Genomic DNA, 19990 nt, shown 5'->3' with positions numbered 1-19990 from the left:
AAAATGCATAATCAGTAAAAAAATACATGTTATTATTATATTTTGTTTCCAAAATTAATCGAGCAGCAGAAACAATGAAAGGTTTAGCTGGCGATGAAAATGAAGTAACAAATGCCATTGATGAGATTGCAAAGGCTACAGAAGAACAAGTCAATTAAATGGAATAAGTTAGTTTAGTCACTCAAAACTTAGCAGAGATGACAGAAGAATTATAAGAAATGATTAGTAAATTTAAAGTATAATAACAGGAAATAAGTAAGGTGGAAATGATATCACCTTACTTATTTTTCTATACAGCAATTAGGGGAGTCATTAACGGGATGAAAAAAAGAAAAAGACTATGGAATTTATGGAAAACGATTACATTATTAGTGTGTACAGTTGTAATTTTTTCTTTGCTCGTAACAGATATTTTGATTAGCCATAATGTTGAACGAACGACAGAAGATAGCCAAGCAGAGAAGGCAAAAACGATTGCACGTATTGTGGCGGATGATTCTATTGTAATTGATGGATTGGCGGGGAAAGTAGATACCGCCTTGATTCAAGTGTATACAAATAAGATATTAAAGAGTACGGATGTTCAATTTATTGTGGTTATGGATATGAATGGAATCCGAAAATCTCACCCCAATCCTCAAAAAATAGGTCATCATTTTATTGGGGGAGATGAAGGGCCCGTATTGAAGGGGAATGAACATGTATCATTGGCAGAAGGAACTTTAGGGATTTCTATGAGAGTATTTGTTCCAGTTTTTTCTGAAACAGGGGAACAACTTGGAGCGGTTGCGGTTGGAATTTCAGCAGATAATGTAAAAGAAAGAGTGAAAGAAAGTAGACATATTATTTATATAGGTGTTGGAGTTGGAGTGTTGGTTGGCATTATAGGAGCGATATTGCTAGCTAGACATATAAAGAAAAGTTTATTTGGCCTTGAGCCGCATAGGATAGCGAAAATTCTTGAAGAAAGAAATACGATGTTGCTTTCGGTGAAAGAAGGTATTATTGCTGTAGATAAAGAGGCGAACGTAACTTTAATCAATAATGAGGCAAAACGGTTATTTAAGAAAAGTGGACTTGAAGAAGACTTTATTGGTAAAGATGTTGAATTGTACATGCCAAATTCACGTATAAAAGAAGTATTGCAAACTGGAGAGGTACAATTAAACGAAGAACAAAATATTTATGGAATTACGATTGTTACTAATCGTGTCCCTTTATATGTAAAAGGAGAAATAGTTGGCGCGATTGCAACATTTCGTGATAAAACAGAAATTAGAAAATTAGCAGAAGAACTAACTGGTATTAGGTTATATGCGGAAGCATTACGGGCGCAATCTCATGAATTTATGAATAAAATGCATGTCGTATTAGGGCTTACACATATGAAACAGTATGAAGAATTGCAGAAATATGTAAGTAGTATGGTATCAGAGCATCAATATGAAATTGGTGGGGTTATGAAAAGAATTAAAAGTCCAGTATTTGCTGGTTTTTTATTAGGTAAGCTTAGCTATGCTAGAGAGAAAAATATAAAGTTAATTATAAAAGAAGATTCTTACTTACCAGAAATATATGATGAACGTATCATTCATGAACTAATCACCATTGTCGGAAATTTAATTGATAATGCATTAGACGCGGTGACGAATTGTGAGAAGAAGCAAGTTGAAGTTGGAATACAATATGGGGATACATTAATCATTACAGTACAAGATACAGGGAAAGGCATACAAGAAGATGAAATGGATGCATTATTTATAAAAGGTTATTCCACAAAGGGTGATAATCGGGGGTATGGTTTGTACCTTGTAAGGGAAAGCATACAGCGAATAAATGGGGAAATTCATATTCATTCATTGTTAGGAGAGGGAACAACGATAACAATTGAAATACCTAAAAGTAGGGATGAGAGATAAGATGATCAAAGTTTTGATTGTAGAAGATGATCCGATGGTTGCAATGTTAAATACGCATTATTTAGAGCAAGTGGGAGGGTTTGAACTTGTTCATGCAGTTAAATCAGTAAAAGAGGCGATAGAAGTATTAGAGAAGTCACGAGTAGAATTAGTATTACTTGATATCTTTATGCCTGAGGAGACTGGATTTGAGCTTTTAATGTATATTCGGAATCAAGAAAAAGAAATTGATATTATGATGATTTCAGCTGTGCATGATATGGGGAGTATAAAAAAAGCATTACAATATGGAGTGGTAGATTATTTAATTAAACCATTTACATTTGAACGATTTAAAGAGGCGTTAACTGTATATCGAGAAAAATTTACTTTTATGAAAGAACAACAAAAAATTAGTCAATCAGAATTAGATTTGTTAATTTTACAAAAAGAAAAAAGAGAGTCTACTGTCACTAAAGAGCTTCCGAAAGGATTAACGAAGCAAACGTTGCAACTAATTTGGCAGAAAATCGAGTCGCTTCATGGACAAGCATTTACAACAGATGAAATGGCGAAATTAGTAGGGGTTTCAAGAGTTTCTATTCGAAAGTATGTAATGTTTTTGACTGAAATTGGAGTTTTAGAAAACGAAATGGTGTATCAACATGTGGGAAGACCTGTAAGTAAATTAAGATGTGTTGACCAAAATAAAATAGATTTTTACGTATAAGCGACTTATTATAAGTCGCTTATACTTTTTTTAATTACAAAACCAGTTACAAAACTTACAAAAACTATTTTTACTATTGAAAGCGTTTTAATATTGTTATTAAGAAAACAAGGGGGTGCCATATGGGAATGCAAAAGAATGTGGAAGCGGTATCATTTCCTGAGGGGAATGAATTAAAAAGTGAATCTTTCGCTTCTAAAATTATGAATGTTAAAATCGGTGTTATACCTTTACCGTTATATGTAGTATTGGCCGCTATTATTTATGGAGCATCTGTATATAATAAATTACCAGCAGATATGATTGGCGGATTTGCAGTTATTATGATTATGGGTATTTTCTTAGGTGACATTGGGATGAGAATCCCAATTTTAAAAAATATCGGTGGTCCAGCAATTCTCTCATTATTTATTCCATCGTTACTTGTATTTTTTAACTGGATGAATCCAGCTTCAATGGAAGCTGCGACTATGTTAATGAAAAAATCGAACTTTTTATATTTATATATTTCTTGCTTAGTAGTAGGAAGTATTTTAGGAATGAATCGCAAAGTGTTAGTACAAGGTTTCGTTCGCATGTTTATTCCTTTAGTAGTAGGAACGTTAGCTTCTATAGCAGTAGGCTTATTAGTTGGTTCACTATTTGGGTTTGAAATGAAGAAGACTTTCTTCTTTATTATCGTCCCTATTGTGAGTGGTGGTATTGGGGAAGGGATTTTACCATTGTCGTTAGCTTACAGTGATATTTTAAATGAATCATCAGCAACATTTGTATCACAGCTTATTCCTGCGGCTATTATCGGAAATATGTTTGCGATCGTGAGCGCAGGCTATATGAAACGTTTAGGTGAGAAGAAACCTGAGCTTAGTGGTAACGGTGTATTAGTGAAAACAGACAATCAAGCAGAATTATTAAAAGAGCAAAATGCAGAAAAGCCAATTGACTTCTCATTAATGGGAGCAGGGTTATTAATTGCATGTACGTTCTTCATCTTCGGAGGATTTGCTTCTAAGTTCATCGGTATTCCTGGGGCAATCATTATGATTTTTTCAGCGGCAATTGTGAAGTATTTTAATTTAATGCCAGCAAAAATGGAGCAAGGTGCATTCCATTTATATAAATTTATTTCAAAGAATTTAACCTGGCCGTTAATGGTCGGTTTAGGATTGCTATATATTCCGTTAAAAGATGTAGCAGCAGTTCTTTCTGTAGGATATGTTGTTGTGTGTGCATCGGTTGTTCTTACAATGGTAACAACAGGTTTTCTTGTAGGGAAAGTGATGAAAATGTATCCAGTTGAATCAGCGATTGTAACTGGATGTCATAGTGGTTTAGGTGGAACTGGAGATGTTGCTATTTTATCAGCCTCAAACCGTATGGAATTAATGCCGTTTGCGCAAATTTCAACGCGTTTAGGCGGGGCAGCAATGGTTGTAACAGCGACAATTTTATTAAAAATGTTTTCATGATCAAACAAGCTAGCTATATTCATATAGCTAGCTTGTCAAATTAAGGGGAGATTATAAGTATGTTAGAAAATCAAATTAATGAAAGATCATTGTTATTGCATAAAGAGTTAGTAGGGAAAATTGAGATTACAAGTAAAGTAGAAGTGAATTCAGCGGATGATTTAAGCCTGACTTATACACCAGGCGTAGCGGAGTCTTGTAAAGCAATTGCAGCAGATGAAGAAACAGTGTATGACTATACGGCAAGAGGGAATATGGTTGCAGTCGTTTCAGATGGAACAGCAGTACTTGGCTTAGGGAATATTGGACCGAAAGCGGCTATGCCTGTTATGGAAGGGAAAAGTATTTTATTTAAGAAGTTTGCGAATGTAGATGCTTTCCCGCTATGTTTAGGGACGACTGATGTGGATGAAATCGTTACCCTTGTGAAAAATTTGGAGCCTACATTTGCAGGTATTAATTTAGAAGATATTGCAGCACCACGTTGCTTTGAAATTGAAAAACGATTAAAAGAAGAAACTAACATTCCGGTATTTCATGATGATCAACATGGGACGGCTATTGTCGTTTTAGCAGCTGTTATTAATGCATTAAAAGTCGTAAGTAAACAAATGGGTAATGTGAAAATTGTTATTAACGGTGCGGGTTCGGCAGGAATTGCAATTGGAAAATTATTGTTAAAATCTGGTGCAAAGCACATCACGTTAGTTAGTTTAGAAGGTATTGTTTGTGAAGGTGAAACATGGATGAACGAAGCGCAAATCGAAGTTTCGAAAAAGACAAATCGAGAATATGTACGTGGAACATTAAAGGAAGCGATTCATCAGGCTGATATTTTCATTGGTGTATCAGCTCCTAACGTATTAACGAAAGAGCTTGTACAGTCGATGAATGAGAAACCAATTGTATTTGCAATGGCGAATCCAATTCCAGAAATCTTCCCTGAGGATGCACTAGAGGCTGGGGCAGCTGTAGTAGGAACTGGGCGTTCTGACTACTCGAATCAAGTAAATAATGTATTGGCGTTTCCTGGTATATTCCGTGGTGCGTTAGATGTGCGCGCGACGGATATTACAGAAGAGATGAAATTAGCGGCAGCATATGGAATCGCTAACATTATTACGGATGAAGAGCGTAATGCGAATTATGTCATTCCAAATCCATTAGATAAAAGAGTTGTTCCAAGTGTTGCAGAAGCAGTAGCAAAAGCAGCCATTGATTCAGGAGTGGCACAAATTACGAAAATGCCAAGTTATTAATAGTAAAAAGCAGTGCCTTTAAGGCACTGCTTTTTTGAGATAAGAAATCAAAATAATGAAGAAGAAGTGTAGAGTTATTCATGTCCCCTCATTATTTATTTAATTCCATTGCAACTTGTTTACCATTTACTAAAACCTCAGTTACTGCTACGATCACTTCTATCATTTTTCTCATCTCTCATCTCTCCTCGTTTCATTTCTTACTTTAAGTATAAGAGAAGAGAGAGAGTTCAACTATCGAAGTACATGACGTCTAAATTACATTGTTGTAAGGAAGTGTTGCAGTTTTGTCACTTTACTCGGCATTGATTACAAACTGATTATAATATTTTTCGTTCACATATATATTTAATACCCATAATCCAGATGAAGGTAATGACATTACGAGAGGGAGTTCTTTTATTGTAGTATCGACTATATTGGAAGTAGTCCAAGTTTGTTTGGAAGTTTCTTTTTGAAAGAGGATTGGTGTTGGAATTGTAGTACCTTGTTTTAACGCGATAATAGATAGTTTTCCGGTTGGCATTTCAGGATCTAGAAAGAACCACATTATTTCATTTTGTTCATTTGCGATGATGGGGCTATCAGCCATTGCGATTTTTCCTTCAATGCCCTTTAAAGGCATTTTTCCATCTACGAAGGATGGCGCTTCTTCCCAACTTACATCTTTTAAAACGCTAAGATGAAAAAAGGAAGGTGCGTTAATTTGAGAAGATGCCGTTGCTATTACTTCTTTTTTAGGCGCTTTTGAATCGGGTTGCGGTTGCGTACAGCCAGTAATGAGGAAGGAGAAAAGTAGCATAGTTCCGATTTTTTTCATGGTGCCACACTCCTATTTTTTATTGTTAGTGTAATTGTATTTGCTAGAAGGCGGGACAATTCCTTTAAATCATAAAAAGAGGTCGTAAGTTTTGTGCGACCTCTTTTGACATTATCTATACTTGTTCAGTTGTAAAGGTTTGTTCCCTCTCTTTTTGAGGCATCGTTAAAAAAATAACAGAAAGAACGATACATATACCGCCTAATAATTGATATGCTCCAAAAGATTCATTAAGCCAAGTAATTGAAACGATGGCAGCTACAAGTGGTTCAATGCTAGATAAAATACTTGTTTCGGTTGCTGCTAAGTATTTAAGACTACCGATATAAAGAAGGAAAGAAAGAGTGCCGCTTATAATGATAAGAATAAGCATAGAAAAAGTTTGGAGTGTGAAGGTTTGTGAAAGCTGATTCCATCCAAACGAATGATTGCACATAAGCAATGCAATCCCTCCAATTAACATTCCCCATCCAATTACTATTGTTGTTCCACATTCCTTAATAAGAGAAGCTGGATGAAGGGTATAAAATGCAAATCCAACTGCTGTTAATAGGCCAAAAATAATGGCTGCTTTAGATAAAACAATATTTTCAATTGAGCCGTTTGTAATAATAAAGTATGTCCCTGTTAGAGCAGTTATAATTGCGAGTATTTGCATAGAAGCAGGTAATTTCTTTTGCTCAAACGCAACGTAAATTGTAATAAGAACGGGACCTAGAAACTGAAATAGTGTTGCCGTGACGGCATTACTAATATGAACTGTTTCGATAAAAGCGTACTGAGCACCAAGCATGCCAAGAATAGAGAAAATTAAAAGCTGTATAAAGTGTTTAGGCTGTTTCCAAATGTGAAATATGTTTTGTTTTTTTATAAGCAAGAAGGATAAAATGAATATTCCTGCGAGTAACAGGCGAATTGTTAAAAAATCAATTGATGATACGTTAGTATGTTGAAATAGCCACTGAATCATGGGACCAGATAATCCCCATAAAGTAGCTCCTGTAATAATCATCATAAGTCCAATGCGTCTACTATTGTTCATTATCATGCATCTCCTCTCTAGTATTTGATTTTTTATGTGTGACATGATAAAAGGAATTATATATAACTTCTGGTACTGCAAAAAGTATCAGATTTTAGTTTTATTAAGGGGTCAGATATTATGTTAGAATTAACGCCTAATTTAAATATGAATAGTAAAAAGGCATTGTACGTGCAATTGTATGAGTATATAAAAAAAGAAATTAAAGATGGAACGATTCCGGCTTTTACGAAGTTACCAGCTAAGCGAAAGTTAGCAACACATTTACAAGTAAGTAAAAATACAGTAGAGGCGGCTTACGAGCAATTACTTGCAGAAGGTTATATTGAGTCAATTTCGAGAAAAGGTTACTTTGTGTGTGAAATTGAGCAAATGGTTTCTGTAGAAGGAAGCGAAGAGAGAATAGGAGAGGTACCATTTCAGGAAAAGAATTATAAATTTGATTTTACACAAACAGGAGTCGATACGAATACTTTTCCGTTCACTATGTACCGCAAACTTATAAATGATGTATGGCAGCCATATAATAATGATTTGCTCTTTCTTGGGCACCCTCAAGGGGAAGTGAGCTTAAGAGAAGAAATTGCGAACTATTTGTATGAATCTAGAGGTGTGCGTTGTTCAGCTAGTCAAATCGTATTAGGAGCGGGAACACAAATATTAGTGAAGTTACTATTTCAATTGTTAAAGGGAAGCAATTATGCCGTTGAAAACCCAGGGTATCATAGGAAAATGGTTGTTTTTGAACAGGGAGAAAAAAGAGTTCAAATGTTATCTTTAGATAGGGATGGAATTTGTATTGCAGATTTAGAAAATAGCGATGCAAATGTTGTATTTGTAACTCCTTCTCATCAGTTCCCGTATGGAATGATTATGCCTATCACGAGACGTATGCAGCTTTTACAATGGGCGAAGAAAGAAGAAGGTAGGTATATTATTGAAGATGATTACGATAGTGAATTTCGCTATTCAGGAAAGCCAATACCGGCACTGCAAGGGCTAGATACGGATGGGAAAGTTATTTATATGGGTACACTATCTAAAGCATTGTTGCCATCGTTACGGATGAGCTATATGGTATTACCAAAGAATTTAATTAAAAAATACCAAAAGGAATATTTGTTTTATACACAAAGTGTTTCAAGAATGGACCAAGAAGTGATCAGAAGGTTTTTAAATGAAGGACATTGGGAAAAACATATTCATAAAATGCGTGTCGTCTATCGAAAGAAGAGAGATCGGCTTGTTTTTGAAATAGAAAAGTATTTTTCTAATCGTGTTGAAGTGATAGGGGAAGATTCGGGATTACACATTTTATTAAAAGTGCATAATGGAATGCGAGAAGAAGAATTAATTAAAGAAGCAGCAAAATATAGTATTAAATTATATCCTGTTTCTACGTACTATAAAGACGGTACTGCACCTGAAAATATAGTTTTACTTGGGTTTGCGATTTTATCAGAAGAAGAAATTGCGAAAGCGATTCAATTATTAAATACGGCATGGTTTACAAGAAAGTAAAAAAACATCCTCATACATGAGAGGATGTTTTTTATTATTTATTCTCATCTAGGAATAAGACCATATGCTCTTCATCCCAATATTGTCCGTTATATTTCAATGAACGTTCTTGCACACCGAAGGTTTTAAATCCTAATGTTTCATAAAGTTTCTTCGCACCATCGTTGCCAACAACAACATCAAGCATAACTTGTTCTACTTCTAAAGATTTAGCAAGTTCAAGACATTCTTTAATAAGTGCTTTTCCTGCTCCAAGTCCGCGTGCTTTTGGAGACACGTATACTGAACCAATCTTTGCTTTATGTTCTTGTTTTACATATGGTTTCGTTTCCAATGTTGCAACTCCGATTAATTTTCCATCTTTAAATGCACCTAGTGTATAGTTTTCATCTTGTGCTAATTTTTGCGCTTTATATTCAATAGCACACTCTTTATTAATAATATCTTCATAAGAAGAGCTGAAAGCTTCAGGGTTTTGCTTTAATCCTTCTACGCGAAGTTCTAAGTAAATTTCCGCTTCGTCTTTTGTTAATACATGGATATCCAATTATATCACCCTCCAAATCTTTGACAAATGTACCTTTATTTTATATTGAAATAAGAATAATTTCAAAAGCTTAGCTTATAATGCTAGTTTTATGAACAAAATAACACCAGTAGTGTTTACTACTACTGGTGATTTCACGCATATATTATTCAAATGGTAGCTCAATTATAAATTCTGTTCCGACGTTTAATTCACTTGTAACTAGAATAGAACCGTTATGAAGTTCTACAATTTCTTTTGCAACAGCTAGTCCGATACCTTTTCCGCCTGTAGCTCGTGTCCTAGATTTATCAACACGGTAAAAGCGATCGAAAATATGTGGGATATCTTCTTCAGGAATACCTTCTCCTTCATCTTGTACACTTATTGTAAAAGTATCCATATTTGTTCGTACACGTATTGTTATGGAAGTGTTTTCTGGTGAATGTTGATAGGCGTTATGCAGTAAATTTAACATAACTTGTTCCATACGTCTTTCATCTATGCAAACTTCTAGGCCATCGTTACAGTATACATGGATTTTCATCTGTTTGTTTGTTAATGTTGTTTTTGTTTTTTCAACCATTCGCTCTAAAAATGGACTAAGGAGCATAGTTTGTTTTTTTATAACGAATTGGTGCTGCTCTAATTGTACAAGTATGAATAAATCTTGTACGAGATCCGTTATACTATCCGTTTCATCTTCGATAATCTGTAAATATTCTTCACGTTCTTCCTTCGTTAAAGAGTCTCTCTTTGCCACTTTCGCATAGCCTTTCATGTAGGTCAATGGAGTTAATAGTTCATGGGCAACGCTAGCGAGAAATTCATTTCGCTCTTTTTTCATATACGTAAGTTCACTAGATAAATCTTCAATGGTCTTAGCTAAACTTCCGAGTTCATCATTACGTTTAATTCCTAGTTGAATTGGTTTATTCAATTTCGGCATTTTTTCTGTTGCTCTTTTCATTTTTATAAGAGGCTCTGTAATAACTCGAGAAAAAACAAAGACAGAAATAGTTGTTAAAATAAGTGTTAAAATACTAACGATGATGAATTGATCCATAAGTCTAAGTAACATCTTTTCTAAGAAGGATGTTTTTAAGAACATGTGTAAGTTACCATTAAAGTCTTCTGTTTTAATCGGGCTTACTGTTGAGATGAATTTTGATTTTTTCCAGTTCTTCTCTACTATTAAGCCATCTCTTTCAACAGGTTGTGTATTGCAATGAAGTTGTTTTTGTATATCTTGTGTTACAGTCGCTGAGGAAGACATAATTTTTCCATTACTATCAGTTATAACAATAACTATATCAGAATTAGTAAGTGCCTCTGTTTCCATTAAATCTTCAGCGGCATGTTCAATAGCGAAAGCAGGGGGTTCAGGGTGATTGAGACGTTCAGCATATTTTTTTCTCTCAGTGTATTTGTCGTATTTGCTCCATTTTGCACGCCGTTCAATCGTATCGCGATAGCGATTTCCTTTCTCTAAAAGAGAAAGGGTCTCTTCCTCAACCCGCATTTTTGAAAGGCTTTTATAAAAAGATACGAAAGCAATTGTTTCAATACATAAAGCTAATATTAAAAAGTATGTCCCAATTTTAAGGGAAAGTTTGCTCATTTTCTCACCATGCCTTATTTCATATAAAGGGCCAGTGGTTTACTATTATTGTCCACTGACCAAATTAATTATTCACTTTTCCATTTGTAACCGACTTTATAGACGGTTTCTAAATAATCTTCAACTGGAAATCCTTTTTTGCGTAATTTATCACGGATATTACGAATATGTGAATCGATAGTTCTGTATTCGATGTCTGTTTGATAGCCCCAGATTTTTTCGATTAAATCGTCTCGGCTGTAAGCGCGATTTGTATTTTGTAAAAACAGTCCGAGTAATGAAAATTCAATAGGAGTTAGGGAGATTTTTTCATCATAAACTGTAACAGTATGTTTTGTTTTATCCCACTCAATTCCATTGAAACTAACAAAGCCATCTTTCTTTGTGCGGCGTAATATGGCCTCAATTCGTGCAACCAGTACATGCTCATCAAATGGTTTTGTAATATAATCATCTGCTCCCATCGTCAGGCCTTTAATCATATCATAATTTTGATTGCGAGCCGTTAGCATAATAATTGGAACGTTGGAAAGTTGACGAATTTGATAGCAAGTATCCCAGCCATCCATATTTGGCATCATAACATCTAATAAAATAATATCGAAGTCCTTTTGTTCGATTAACTCTAGCGCTTCAAGGCCAGATGTAGCCTTCATACAAAAATAGCCACGAGGGCTTAAGAGCAGATCTAGCAATCGTAACATACGTTCTTCATCGTCTACTAATAAAATTTTCACCATAATCTTGTGCACCCCAAACTATTCATTCTACTTGTATAGTTTACATGAAAATAATAAAAAACTCTTTTTATGTGATTGAATGGAAGTTTGATTTTTTCTTTCAGGGCAATTGACATAAAAAATGCACTAGTTTTGCACAACTCTTTTTTATAATAGAAAACGTAGCGACACAAAATACCCTATGTTGCGACATAACGTCATGTCATTTTATTTATAAAATGACAATTCCATTCTATTGTGTATGTGGGATAGAGAAGGTTTTCGTATTCACCTCGCATCGGATAAGAAAAAATTCCTATCTCACACTTTTTTTATTATAAAGGGGATTGTACACATGAGTAAAAAAGTAGAACGTTTACAAAAAGAAAAGCAAGATCGTAATGCGATTGTAATGTGTGTTGCGGTATCTATGCTTATTATGATAAGTTGTGTAAATAAATTTTTCGGGATTTTATAATAGAAAAAAAGCTTATTGCCTCTTAAGAAGCAATAAGCTTTTTTAATGCGTTCTATATAATAAACCAAGGTAGAATTGCTAACCCAGAAGTTACGATTGCTGTAGCAAATATTAAAACGATAGCTTGTTTGTTTTGTTTCATATCACATTCTCCTCTACATATCAATTGAATGCTGTTCGTTCACGTTATCCCGCTATTTGCGGGCCCGATTGGTGTCGGCTAATAATTAGTGGGTGATGGACAAAACCCCCACTGATTAAAGTCTCACTTTATATTTTTAGTATAACGAATGGAAAGGATTGGAACGATCGATAAAGGTGACATGAAAATTACATTATTGTAATAAAAAAAGCATCTTTATTAATAAAAAGATGCTTTTGAAAAGTTGACGTATTAATCATTTAAGAATAAAACCATATGCTCTTCATCCCAATATTGTCCGTTATGCTTTAAGGAACGTTCCTGCACACCGTAAGTTTGGAAGCCGAGGGACTCATATAATTTTTTTGCAGCTGTGTTATCGGCAACGACATCAAGCATGAGTTGTTCTACATGTAATTTATCGGCATTTTCAATAATGGCTTTAATTAAAGCTCGTCCCGCTCCGAGTCCACGTGCTTTTGGGGAAACAAAAACGGAGCCGATTTTTGCTTTATGTTCTTGTTTAATAAAGGGTTTTGTTTCTAAAGTAGCAATACCGATTAAATCATTATCTTTGAAGACACCTAGAGTATACTTGTCCGGATTGCTTAATCGTTTTGCCATGGCAGCGACAGGGTCCTCATGTTTCAGAACATCTTCGTAAGAAGAGCTAAAAGCTTCAGGGTTTTTTGTTAAACCTTCCATACAAACTTTTAAATATATTTCTGCGTCCTCTGTTGTTAATAAGCGAATTTCCATAATTGTAACCTCCTTGGTTGATCCAAATTTAATTCATTATCTTCATAAGAGTGAGTATAGTTTTACTTTGTAAATGCACGCTGTGACTATTCTTTCTTAATTTGTAAAAGAATGAGAAGATTATGCTACTATGTTTTCATTTCTGTTTATGTAATGAAATTATATATTAACTTCATTAACTATTCAAGTGTTTAATATATTGTATTTTTATAACTAAAATGACTCCTATGTAAAGGAGTCATTTTGCATTTCGTATTTAATTTTTTGCTTTATACCCATCAATTCGTTCTGGATGTGTATAAATATTGCAAGATTCATTTCGAATGAATCCTACTACGGTAATACCTAAATCATGGGCAAGTTGCAGGGCCAGTTTAGTTGGGGCCGATTTAGATAGAACAATTTCGCATCCTATTTTTGAAACCTTTAGCAAAATTTCAGACGAGATGCGTCCGCTAAACGCAATGATTTTCCCTTGAACAGATATATTGTTTCGTAAACAATGACCGTATATTTTATCTAGCGCATTATGTCTTCCGATATCCATTCTTGATAAAAGAATGTTTTTTCGATCACATAGAGCGGTATTGTGCACACCACCCGTTTGGCGAAATGTAGTTGAAGATTGCTGTAAGGAAGTCATTAGGTGAAAACATTCTTCCGGAGTAATAGTTATATGTATATCATGTAACTTTTTGGCTTTTGCGGCATCATTGACGAAAACAAAACCTTGTCTACTTTTTCCGCAACAAGAAGTTACGTACCGTTTATTATATAAAGTTTGATAGAGCGGATTAATTTTTGATGATTTTACATGGACAATTCCGCTTTCTTTTTGAATCCATAACTCTTCAATATCTTTATAAGAAGAAATAATTCCTTCTGAAATTAAAAAACCGATTACCATATCTTCAATATAATTAGGAGTGCATACGACTGTTACGTATTCTTCGCTATTTAATTTAATTGTAATAGGAGATTCCGTAACAATCTCATCGGTTTGTTTTGAAAATGTACCAGATTGATAGCGTACAATTGTGTACGTTTCTTGAGTAGGCTCCATATTAAATTCCCCTTTATATGTATTTTTCTCCATATTTATCATAAAACATCGAAAAAATAAAAGCATCCACTAGAAGGTAGCAGATTATTTTGGTTATAATTGTATATTTACGATATAATAGATTTGTAGAGTAGTGACATTTATAAGCTTACGTAGTTATACCTTATAACATCTAGAATCGACTTCAAGAGGAAAGTATTTCAACAGGGCGTTTCAAAAATATGTACAGCAACGCAGTTTTGAAAACGGATTCATAACTGTGTTGTACAGTTAGTTGTAAGGAGAGGGGAAACTATGACAGAACAGAAAGTCCGTGTAACCGTTGATGGTAAAGAATTTTTCGCATCAGGTGAAAAGACGATACTCCAATTATTTAACGAAAGTAATTTAGAACATCCTCAAATTTGTCATGTACCAGAAGTAGATCCTATTCAAACTTGTGATACATGTATTGTAGAAGTGAATGGAAGTTTAATGCGTGCTTGTTCAACGAAGTTGGAAGATGGTATGCATATTGAGAGACAATCAACACGTGCGAAAGAAGCACAAACTGAAGCAATGGATCGTATATTAGAAAATCATTTATTGTACTGCACAGTATGCGATAACAATAATGGTAACTGTAAAGTGCATAATACGGTACATATGATGGGAATTGAAGAACAAAAGTATCCATATGAGCCGAAAGTGAGCGCGTGCGAAGTGGATATGTCCCATCCATTTTATCGGTACGATCCCAATCAATGTATTGCTTGTGGACAGTGCGTAGAAGTATGCCAAAACTTACAAGTGAATGAAACTTTATCAATTGATTGGAGCTTAGATCGCCCGCGTGTTATTTGGGACAATGGCGTGAGTATAAATGACTCATCTTGCGTGAGCTGTGGACAATGTGTAACAGTTTGTCCATGTAATGCATTAATGGAGAAAACAATGCTAGGAGAAGCTGGGTTCATGACTGGCTTAAAACCAGATGTACTAGACCCAATGATTGATTTTGTTAAAGATGTAGAGCCAGGATATAGTAGTATTTTAGCTGTTTCAGAAGTAGAGTCTGCAATGCGTAAGACGAAAATTAATAAAACAAAAACAGTTTGTACATTTTGTGGCGTAGGTTGTTCGTTTGAAGTATGGACGAAAGACCGCCAAATTTTAAAAGTACAGCCTGTATCAGATGCACCAGTAAATGGTATTTCTACATGCGTAAAAGGTAAATTCGGATGGGACTTTGTAAACAGTGAAGATCGTATTACAAAGCCTTTAATTCGCCAAGGGGATATGTTTGTTGAGGCTTCATGGGAAGAGGCTATTGAAGTTGTTGCATCTAACATGCAGCACATTAAATCAGAATATGGTAGCGATGCATTTGGATTTATTTCTTCTTCTAAAGTAACAAATGAAGAAAACTATCTTATGCAAAAACTAGCTCGTCAAATATATGGAACAAATAATGTAGATAACTGTTCACGCTATTGTCAGTCCCCAGCGACAGATGGTTTATTTAAAACTGTCGGTATGGGCGGAGATGCTGGGACGGTGAAAGATATTGCTGAGGCAGGTCTTGTTATTATTGTTGGCGCAAATCCAACAGAAGGACATCCTGTACTTGCAACGAGAGTGAAACGTGCTCATAAATTACATGAACAAAAACTAATTGTAGCAGACCTTCGTAAACATGAGATGGCAGAACGTGCGGATCTATTTATTCATCCGCGCCAAGGAACAGATTATGTATGGCTTGCTGGGATAACGAAATATATTATTGATCAAGATTGGCATGATAAAAAATTCTTAGCTGAAAATGTGAAAAACTTTGATGAATATAGCAAAATGCTAGAAAAGTATACGATTGATTATACAGAAGAAATTACGGGGATTTCTAAAGAGAATCTGAAAGAAATGGCTCGTATGGTATATGAAGCAGATGGTACTTGTGTACTTTGGGGTATGGGAGTAACTCAAAATACAGGAGGAAGTACAGCTTCAGCTGCAATTTCAAATTTACTTCTTGTTACGGGTAACTATCGTCGTCCTGGTGCAGGTGCGTATCCATTACGCGGGCACAATAACGTACAAGGCGCTTGTGATATGGCAACATTACCGAACTGGCTTCCAGGTTATCAAGCAGTTTCAGATGATGTGCATCGTGCAAAATTTGAAAAAGCATACGGTACTACTATTCCGAAAGAACCAGGATTAAATAATATTGCAATGTTACTTGCAGCAGAAGAAGGAAAATTGCGTGGTATGTATGTCATGGGTGAAGAAATGGCTTTAGTAGATTCGAACGCTAACCATGTGCAACATATTTTAGCGAACTTAGACTTCCTCGTTGTTCAAGATATGTTCTTATCGAAAACAGCTCGTTTTGCTGATGTTATTTTACCAGCAGCACCAAGCTTAGAAAAAGAAGGAACGTTTACGAATACAGAGCGCCGTATTCAAAGGTTGTATGAAGTATTGAAGCCGCTTGGTGATTCTAAGCCTGATTGGTGGATTTTACAAAAAGTAGCTCGTGCACTTGGCGGGGACTGGAACTATGAAAGTCCAAGTGAAATTATGGATGAAATTGCATCGCTTGCCCCGTTATATTCACAAGCAACGTATGATCGTTTAGAAGGTTGGAATAGTTTATGCTGGGGTAGCCACGATGGTAGTGATACACCACTATTATATGTAGATGGATTTAACTTCCCAGACAAACTAGCACGCTTATCACTAGATGAATGGGTACCGCCAGTAGTAGCACCAGATGAGTATGATTTGCTATTAAATAATGGCCGTATGTTAGAGCATTTCCATGAAGGGAATATGACGAATAAGTCGGCTGGAATTTTATCTAAAGTGTCTGAAGTATTTGTTGAGATTTCGCCTGAACTTGCTAAAGAGCGCAATGTGAAAGATGGTGGTCTTGTAGAATTAGCATCGCCGTTCGGAAAGATTAAAGTGCAAGCGCTTGTTACAGACCGTGTAACTGGAAATGAGCTATATTTACCAATGCATGCGACAGTAAATGAAGAAGCTATTAATATTTTAACAGGAACAGCGACAGACATTTATACGTGTACACCAGCTTATAAACAAACGATGGTGAAACTGCGCGTATTACGTGAAAAAGGAAATCGTCCATTACCATCTTCAAACCCAAGAGACAAAAAACGTCATCCGCAAAATGGTGTTGAAATTCAGCAAAAGTGGCAAAGAAAACAATACGTATCACTTGTGGATCAAGATTAGGGGGCGGAGATAGTGGCGAAAGAAATTACGTTAATTCAAAAGAAAGTTGTAACAGAAGAAGAGCAGAAACAACAGTTAGCAGATGAATTGTTAACAGAGTTAGCTCATAACCGTGAAGCAGTCGAGGAAACGATGCAGCTTTTAGCGCAATTACAAAAAGCAGGGATTTTAGATGCGGCAATTAGTTTACTTGCTGCAAAAGAAGATGTTTCAAAAATAGCTGTTGAACAATTAAATCGTGAACCAGTAAAAAATGCATTAAATAATATGATGGGAGCCGGAGAAGCGTTGTCTTCAGTGGACCCAGAAATAACGAAACAAATAGCATCTAGTTTAGTCACTGGATTACAATTTGCAACGGATGAATTAAATAGTGGAAAAAAAACAAAGGTAATGGATTTCTTTAAGGTATTAAAAGATCCAGATATCAATAGAGCAATTACATTTGGTTTTAGCTTTTTAAAAGCATTCGGGCAAGGGCTAGAGAAAAAATAGAGGGAATGAAAAAAAGTGATGGGAAGTGGCCATCACTTTTTTTCATTGTATGTATAAGAGTGTTCATGTTAAGCGGAATATATTATTATTAAAAAGATGGATTGGAACTGGAAATGTGGAATCCATCTCAAATATCGTTTTAGAATGTGGAGGAATATATGCAACACCGTAAAAGACTATCTATACCAGGGGTAATGAGACATTCCTTTCAAACAGTAAAATTCGCTTTTTGGAATGTGTTAACATTCCAACTCGTTTATAAATTGTTAGCAGCGATTGTGTTTATCCCACTCTTCGGTATTATTTTTAATAAGTTATTGTACTTTGGTGGTTATGCAAATGCGACAAATGATGAGTTATTAGCATTTTTGAAAACACCATACGGAATTTTGGCGATTGTAATTTTATCCATACTAGCATTGTTTCTTATTTTTACAGAGTTTGCAGTGCTTATTATTATTTCATACTTCGCTCATAAAAGACAAAAGGTGAAATTACGCCCGATTTTGTATAAAACGGTAACGTATTTGCCAGCTCTTTTCACATATTGCTTACCGGGATTTATTTTATATGCTGTCGTATTGTTACCTCTTTTAAATATGGGATATGAAACGGCATTAATCCCTCAAATTCAAATTCCTAACTTCATTACAGGAGAACTGTTTAAGACAACGATGGGACAAGTTGGTTATTACACGTTCTTTGCTGTAGTTGCGTATTTGAACCTTCGCTGGATTTTTGTTTTACCTATTGTTGTTTTAGAGCAAAAGCCATTTCGCATGGCAGCACGTAAAAGTGCAACGTTAGTAAAAGAAAGCTTTTTTAAAGTACTATTCTTTTTAGTAGGTTTTTTCATTTCAATAGGAATTGTGTATGTTGTATTTTTAGGAATATATTTATTGTGTCTATGGGGTGTTTATGAATTTACAAATCCGAAAGGAACATTTGCATTATTAGCTGAATCAACAATGTCTGTATTTTTAACGAGTACATTGTATTTATTTAGTTTTATTGTGACGCCATTTTATATTATGGCGATTACGCGATTATATTTGCAAAAGGTTCCGGTTGAAGATGTTTTACTAGAAGAAGGATTAGATTATTCAAAAACGAAAGCAGATAAATGTTTCTTCAAAAAACATCGTTGGAAGTTTATTGGTGTATATATCGTGGGGATTATTACTGCTGGAATGGTCGTTGCATTCATTGTAACGTTTATTTCAAATTCGTATAAAGAACCGATTATTATGGCGCACCGTGGATATATATCAAAAGGTGTAGAGAATACGAAAGAAGCGATACAAGGTGCTATTGATGCAAAAGCAGACTATGCTGAAATAGATGTATTGCAAACGAAAGACGGTGAACTAGCAGTCATACATGATTTGAAGCTAAAACGTCTTGCGAATGCGAATGTGCATGTATCAGATTTGACGATGGATGAGTTAAGGCAGCTTACTCTTAGTCAAGATGGATTTTCAGGACAAATAAGTACGCTTGATGAGATCATTAAGCTGGCAAAGGATAAAATCAAACTCAATATTGAAGTGAAGCTTCATGGGGGCGAGAAAGATTTTGTAAACAAAGTATTAAAAACGATTAAAGATAATGACTTTGAGAAGCAATGTGTAATTCAAACGTTACATTACCCGCTTATTAAAGAGTTTAAGCGTGCAAATCCAGATATAAAAGTAGGATATATACTTTATGCAAGTAGAGCTAACTTAAAGAATGTGAAGGCTGATTTTTATGTAGCAGAAGAATATATGTTAAATAAGAAATTAGTAAAAGAAGCAAGGAAGTTAAATAAGCCAATTTACGTATGGACAGTGAACGATATGGAGAGTTTAAAGGCATATTATAAGTTAAACGTAGATGGTATCATTACCGATTATCCTGAAGATGCACGTGAAACAATTAAGATGTTAAAAGAACAAGAAGCGGAAGAAAGTGATCTGTTTGATAAAATTACAGAAACGACAGAAGATTTATTTTCAAAGTTATTTATAAGTTACCCAGCTGCTGGCTAAATACTAGTAGCTGTTTTTTTTTGTGAAAAGAATATATTTCTAAAGTATTGTACAAAGTAATAAGTGCATATGTATACGGCATTGCTTAGTTTTTTTACATCGTTACATTATTGTCAAATAATAAATGATTACTGTGCATTTTGAGTGGGTATAATAAAAATAGAGTGATAGATAATGAAAT

At 34.8% G+C, this 19990-nt stretch carries 17 protein-coding genes; 10 read left to right on the top strand and 7 right to left on the bottom strand.

What is annotated here, in order from left to right; genetic code table 11:
* The first annotated feature begins 26 nt into the window (after positions 1-26).
* The 5 genes from ACTFQM_RS22130 to ACTFQM_RS22110 all read left to right on the top strand — a co-directional run bounded on the left by ACTFQM_RS22130 (position 27) and on the right by ACTFQM_RS22110 (position 5356).
* A complete protein-coding gene (locus ACTFQM_RS22130) occupies positions 27-158 on the top strand; it encodes a hypothetical protein (RefSeq protein WP_269719663.1) in 132 nt (43 codons plus the stop codon).
* A 162-nt stretch (positions 159-320) separates the two neighbouring features.
* A complete protein-coding gene (locus ACTFQM_RS22125) occupies positions 321-1919 on the top strand; it encodes a sensor histidine kinase (protein ID WP_440036293.1) in 1599 nt (532 codons plus the stop codon).
* A 1-nt stretch (position 1920) separates the two neighbouring features.
* Positions 1921-2628: a response regulator gene (locus ACTFQM_RS22120; RefSeq protein WP_440036291.1), complete on the top strand. Its 708-nt coding sequence runs from the start codon at positions 1921-1923 to the stop codon at positions 2626-2628.
* A 122-nt stretch (positions 2629-2750) separates the two neighbouring features.
* Positions 2751-4097, top strand: a complete 1347-nt coding sequence (locus tag ACTFQM_RS22115) for a 2-hydroxycarboxylate transporter family protein (protein ID WP_440036289.1) — start codon at positions 2751-2753, stop codon at positions 4095-4097.
* Positions 4098-4156: 59 nt separating this feature from the next.
* Positions 4157-5356 (top strand): NAD(P)-dependent malic enzyme, encoded by a 1200-nt coding sequence (locus tag ACTFQM_RS22110; protein WP_327921122.1) that lies wholly within the window; start codon positions 4157-4159, stop codon positions 5354-5356.
* Positions 5357-5651: 295 nt separating this feature from the next.
* Here ACTFQM_RS22110 and ACTFQM_RS22105 read toward each other — a convergent pair whose 3' ends face one another.
* Both ACTFQM_RS22105 and ACTFQM_RS22100 read right to left on the bottom strand, forming a co-directional pair.
* The gene (locus tag ACTFQM_RS22105; protein ID WP_400531001.1) at positions 5652-6176 is read right to left on the bottom strand and encodes a DUF4871 domain-containing protein; all 525 of its coding nucleotides are present in this window, start codon (positions 6174-6176) and stop codon (positions 5652-5654) included.
* A gap of 115 nt (positions 6177-6291) precedes the next feature.
* Positions 6292-7218: a DMT family transporter gene (locus tag ACTFQM_RS22100; RefSeq protein ID WP_440036288.1), complete on the bottom strand. Its 927-nt coding sequence runs from the start codon at positions 7216-7218 to the stop codon at positions 6292-6294.
* A gap of 120 nt (positions 7219-7338) precedes the next feature.
* Here ACTFQM_RS22100 and pdxR point away from each other — a divergent pair, with 120 nt between their 5' ends.
* Positions 7339-8739 carry a MocR-like pyridoxine biosynthesis transcription factor PdxR gene (gene pdxR, locus ACTFQM_RS22095; protein ID WP_440036287.1) on the top strand — a complete coding sequence of 467 codons (1401 nt, stop codon included), beginning with the start codon at positions 7339-7341 and terminating at the stop codon, positions 8737-8739.
* 34 nt (positions 8740-8773) lie between these two features.
* Here pdxR and ACTFQM_RS22090 read toward each other — a convergent pair whose 3' ends face one another.
* From ACTFQM_RS22090 to ACTFQM_RS22080, 3 genes are all read right to left on the bottom strand, one after another.
* On the bottom strand, positions 8774-9286 hold the full coding sequence (locus ACTFQM_RS22090; protein WP_002174804.1) for a GNAT family N-acetyltransferase: 513 nt from the start codon (positions 9284-9286) through the stop codon (positions 8774-8776).
* A gap of 145 nt (positions 9287-9431) precedes the next feature.
* Entirely contained in the window at positions 9432-10886 is a 1455-nt protein-coding gene (locus ACTFQM_RS22085; RefSeq protein ID WP_440036286.1) for a HAMP domain-containing sensor histidine kinase, read from the bottom strand.
* Positions 10887-10954: 68 nt separating this feature from the next.
* On the bottom strand, positions 10955-11626 hold the full coding sequence (locus ACTFQM_RS22080) for a response regulator transcription factor (RefSeq protein ID WP_048370667.1): 672 nt from the start codon (positions 11624-11626) through the stop codon (positions 10955-10957).
* A 334-nt stretch (positions 11627-11960) separates the two neighbouring features.
* On the opposite strand from ACTFQM_RS22080, the gene ACTFQM_RS22075 reads away from it, so the two are divergent.
* Entirely contained in the window at positions 11961-12083 is a 123-nt protein-coding gene (locus ACTFQM_RS22075; protein ID WP_002029704.1) for a hypothetical protein, read from the top strand.
* 394 nt (positions 12084-12477) lie between these two features.
* On the opposite strand, the gene ACTFQM_RS22070 is transcribed toward ACTFQM_RS22075, so the two are convergent.
* Together ACTFQM_RS22070 and fdhD are read right to left on the bottom strand one after the other, a co-directional pair.
* Entirely contained in the window at positions 12478-12984 is a 507-nt protein-coding gene (locus tag ACTFQM_RS22070) for an N-acetyltransferase family protein (RefSeq protein WP_440036284.1), read from the bottom strand.
* 256 nt (positions 12985-13240) lie between these two features.
* Positions 13241-14047, bottom strand: coding sequence for a formate dehydrogenase accessory sulfurtransferase FdhD (gene fdhD, locus ACTFQM_RS22065; RefSeq protein WP_002174809.1), 807 nt, complete (start codon positions 14045-14047; stop codon positions 13241-13243).
* A 294-nt stretch (positions 14048-14341) separates the two neighbouring features.
* Between fdhD and fdhF the strand changes: the two genes are divergently transcribed.
* The 3 genes from fdhF to ACTFQM_RS22050 all read left to right on the top strand — a co-directional run bounded on the left by fdhF (position 14342) and on the right by ACTFQM_RS22050 (position 19809).
* Complete coding sequence (gene fdhF, locus ACTFQM_RS22060; protein ID WP_440036283.1) at positions 14342-17284, top strand: formate dehydrogenase subunit alpha; 2943 nt, start codon at positions 14342-14344, stop codon at positions 17282-17284.
* Positions 17285-17296: 12 nt separating this feature from the next.
* Positions 17297-17779, top strand: a complete 483-nt coding sequence (locus ACTFQM_RS22055; RefSeq protein WP_002174811.1) for a DUF1641 domain-containing protein — start codon at positions 17297-17299, stop codon at positions 17777-17779.
* 158 nt (positions 17780-17937) lie between these two features.
* Positions 17938-19809 carry a glycerophosphoryl diester phosphodiesterase membrane domain-containing protein gene (locus ACTFQM_RS22050; protein ID WP_440036282.1) on the top strand — a complete coding sequence of 624 codons (1872 nt, stop codon included), beginning with the start codon at positions 17938-17940 and terminating at the stop codon, positions 19807-19809.
* Positions 19810-19990 lie beyond the last annotated feature (181 nt).

Source organism: Bacillus cereus group sp. MYBK30-2, assembly GCF_051915945.1.
In the GTDB taxonomy this organism is placed as follows: Bacteria; Bacillota; Bacilli; order Bacillales; family Bacillaceae_G; genus Bacillus_A; species Bacillus_A paramycoides.
The sequence above is the reverse complement of the archived record's forward strand: the minus strand, read 5'-3'. Positions and strand labels throughout refer to the sequence as shown.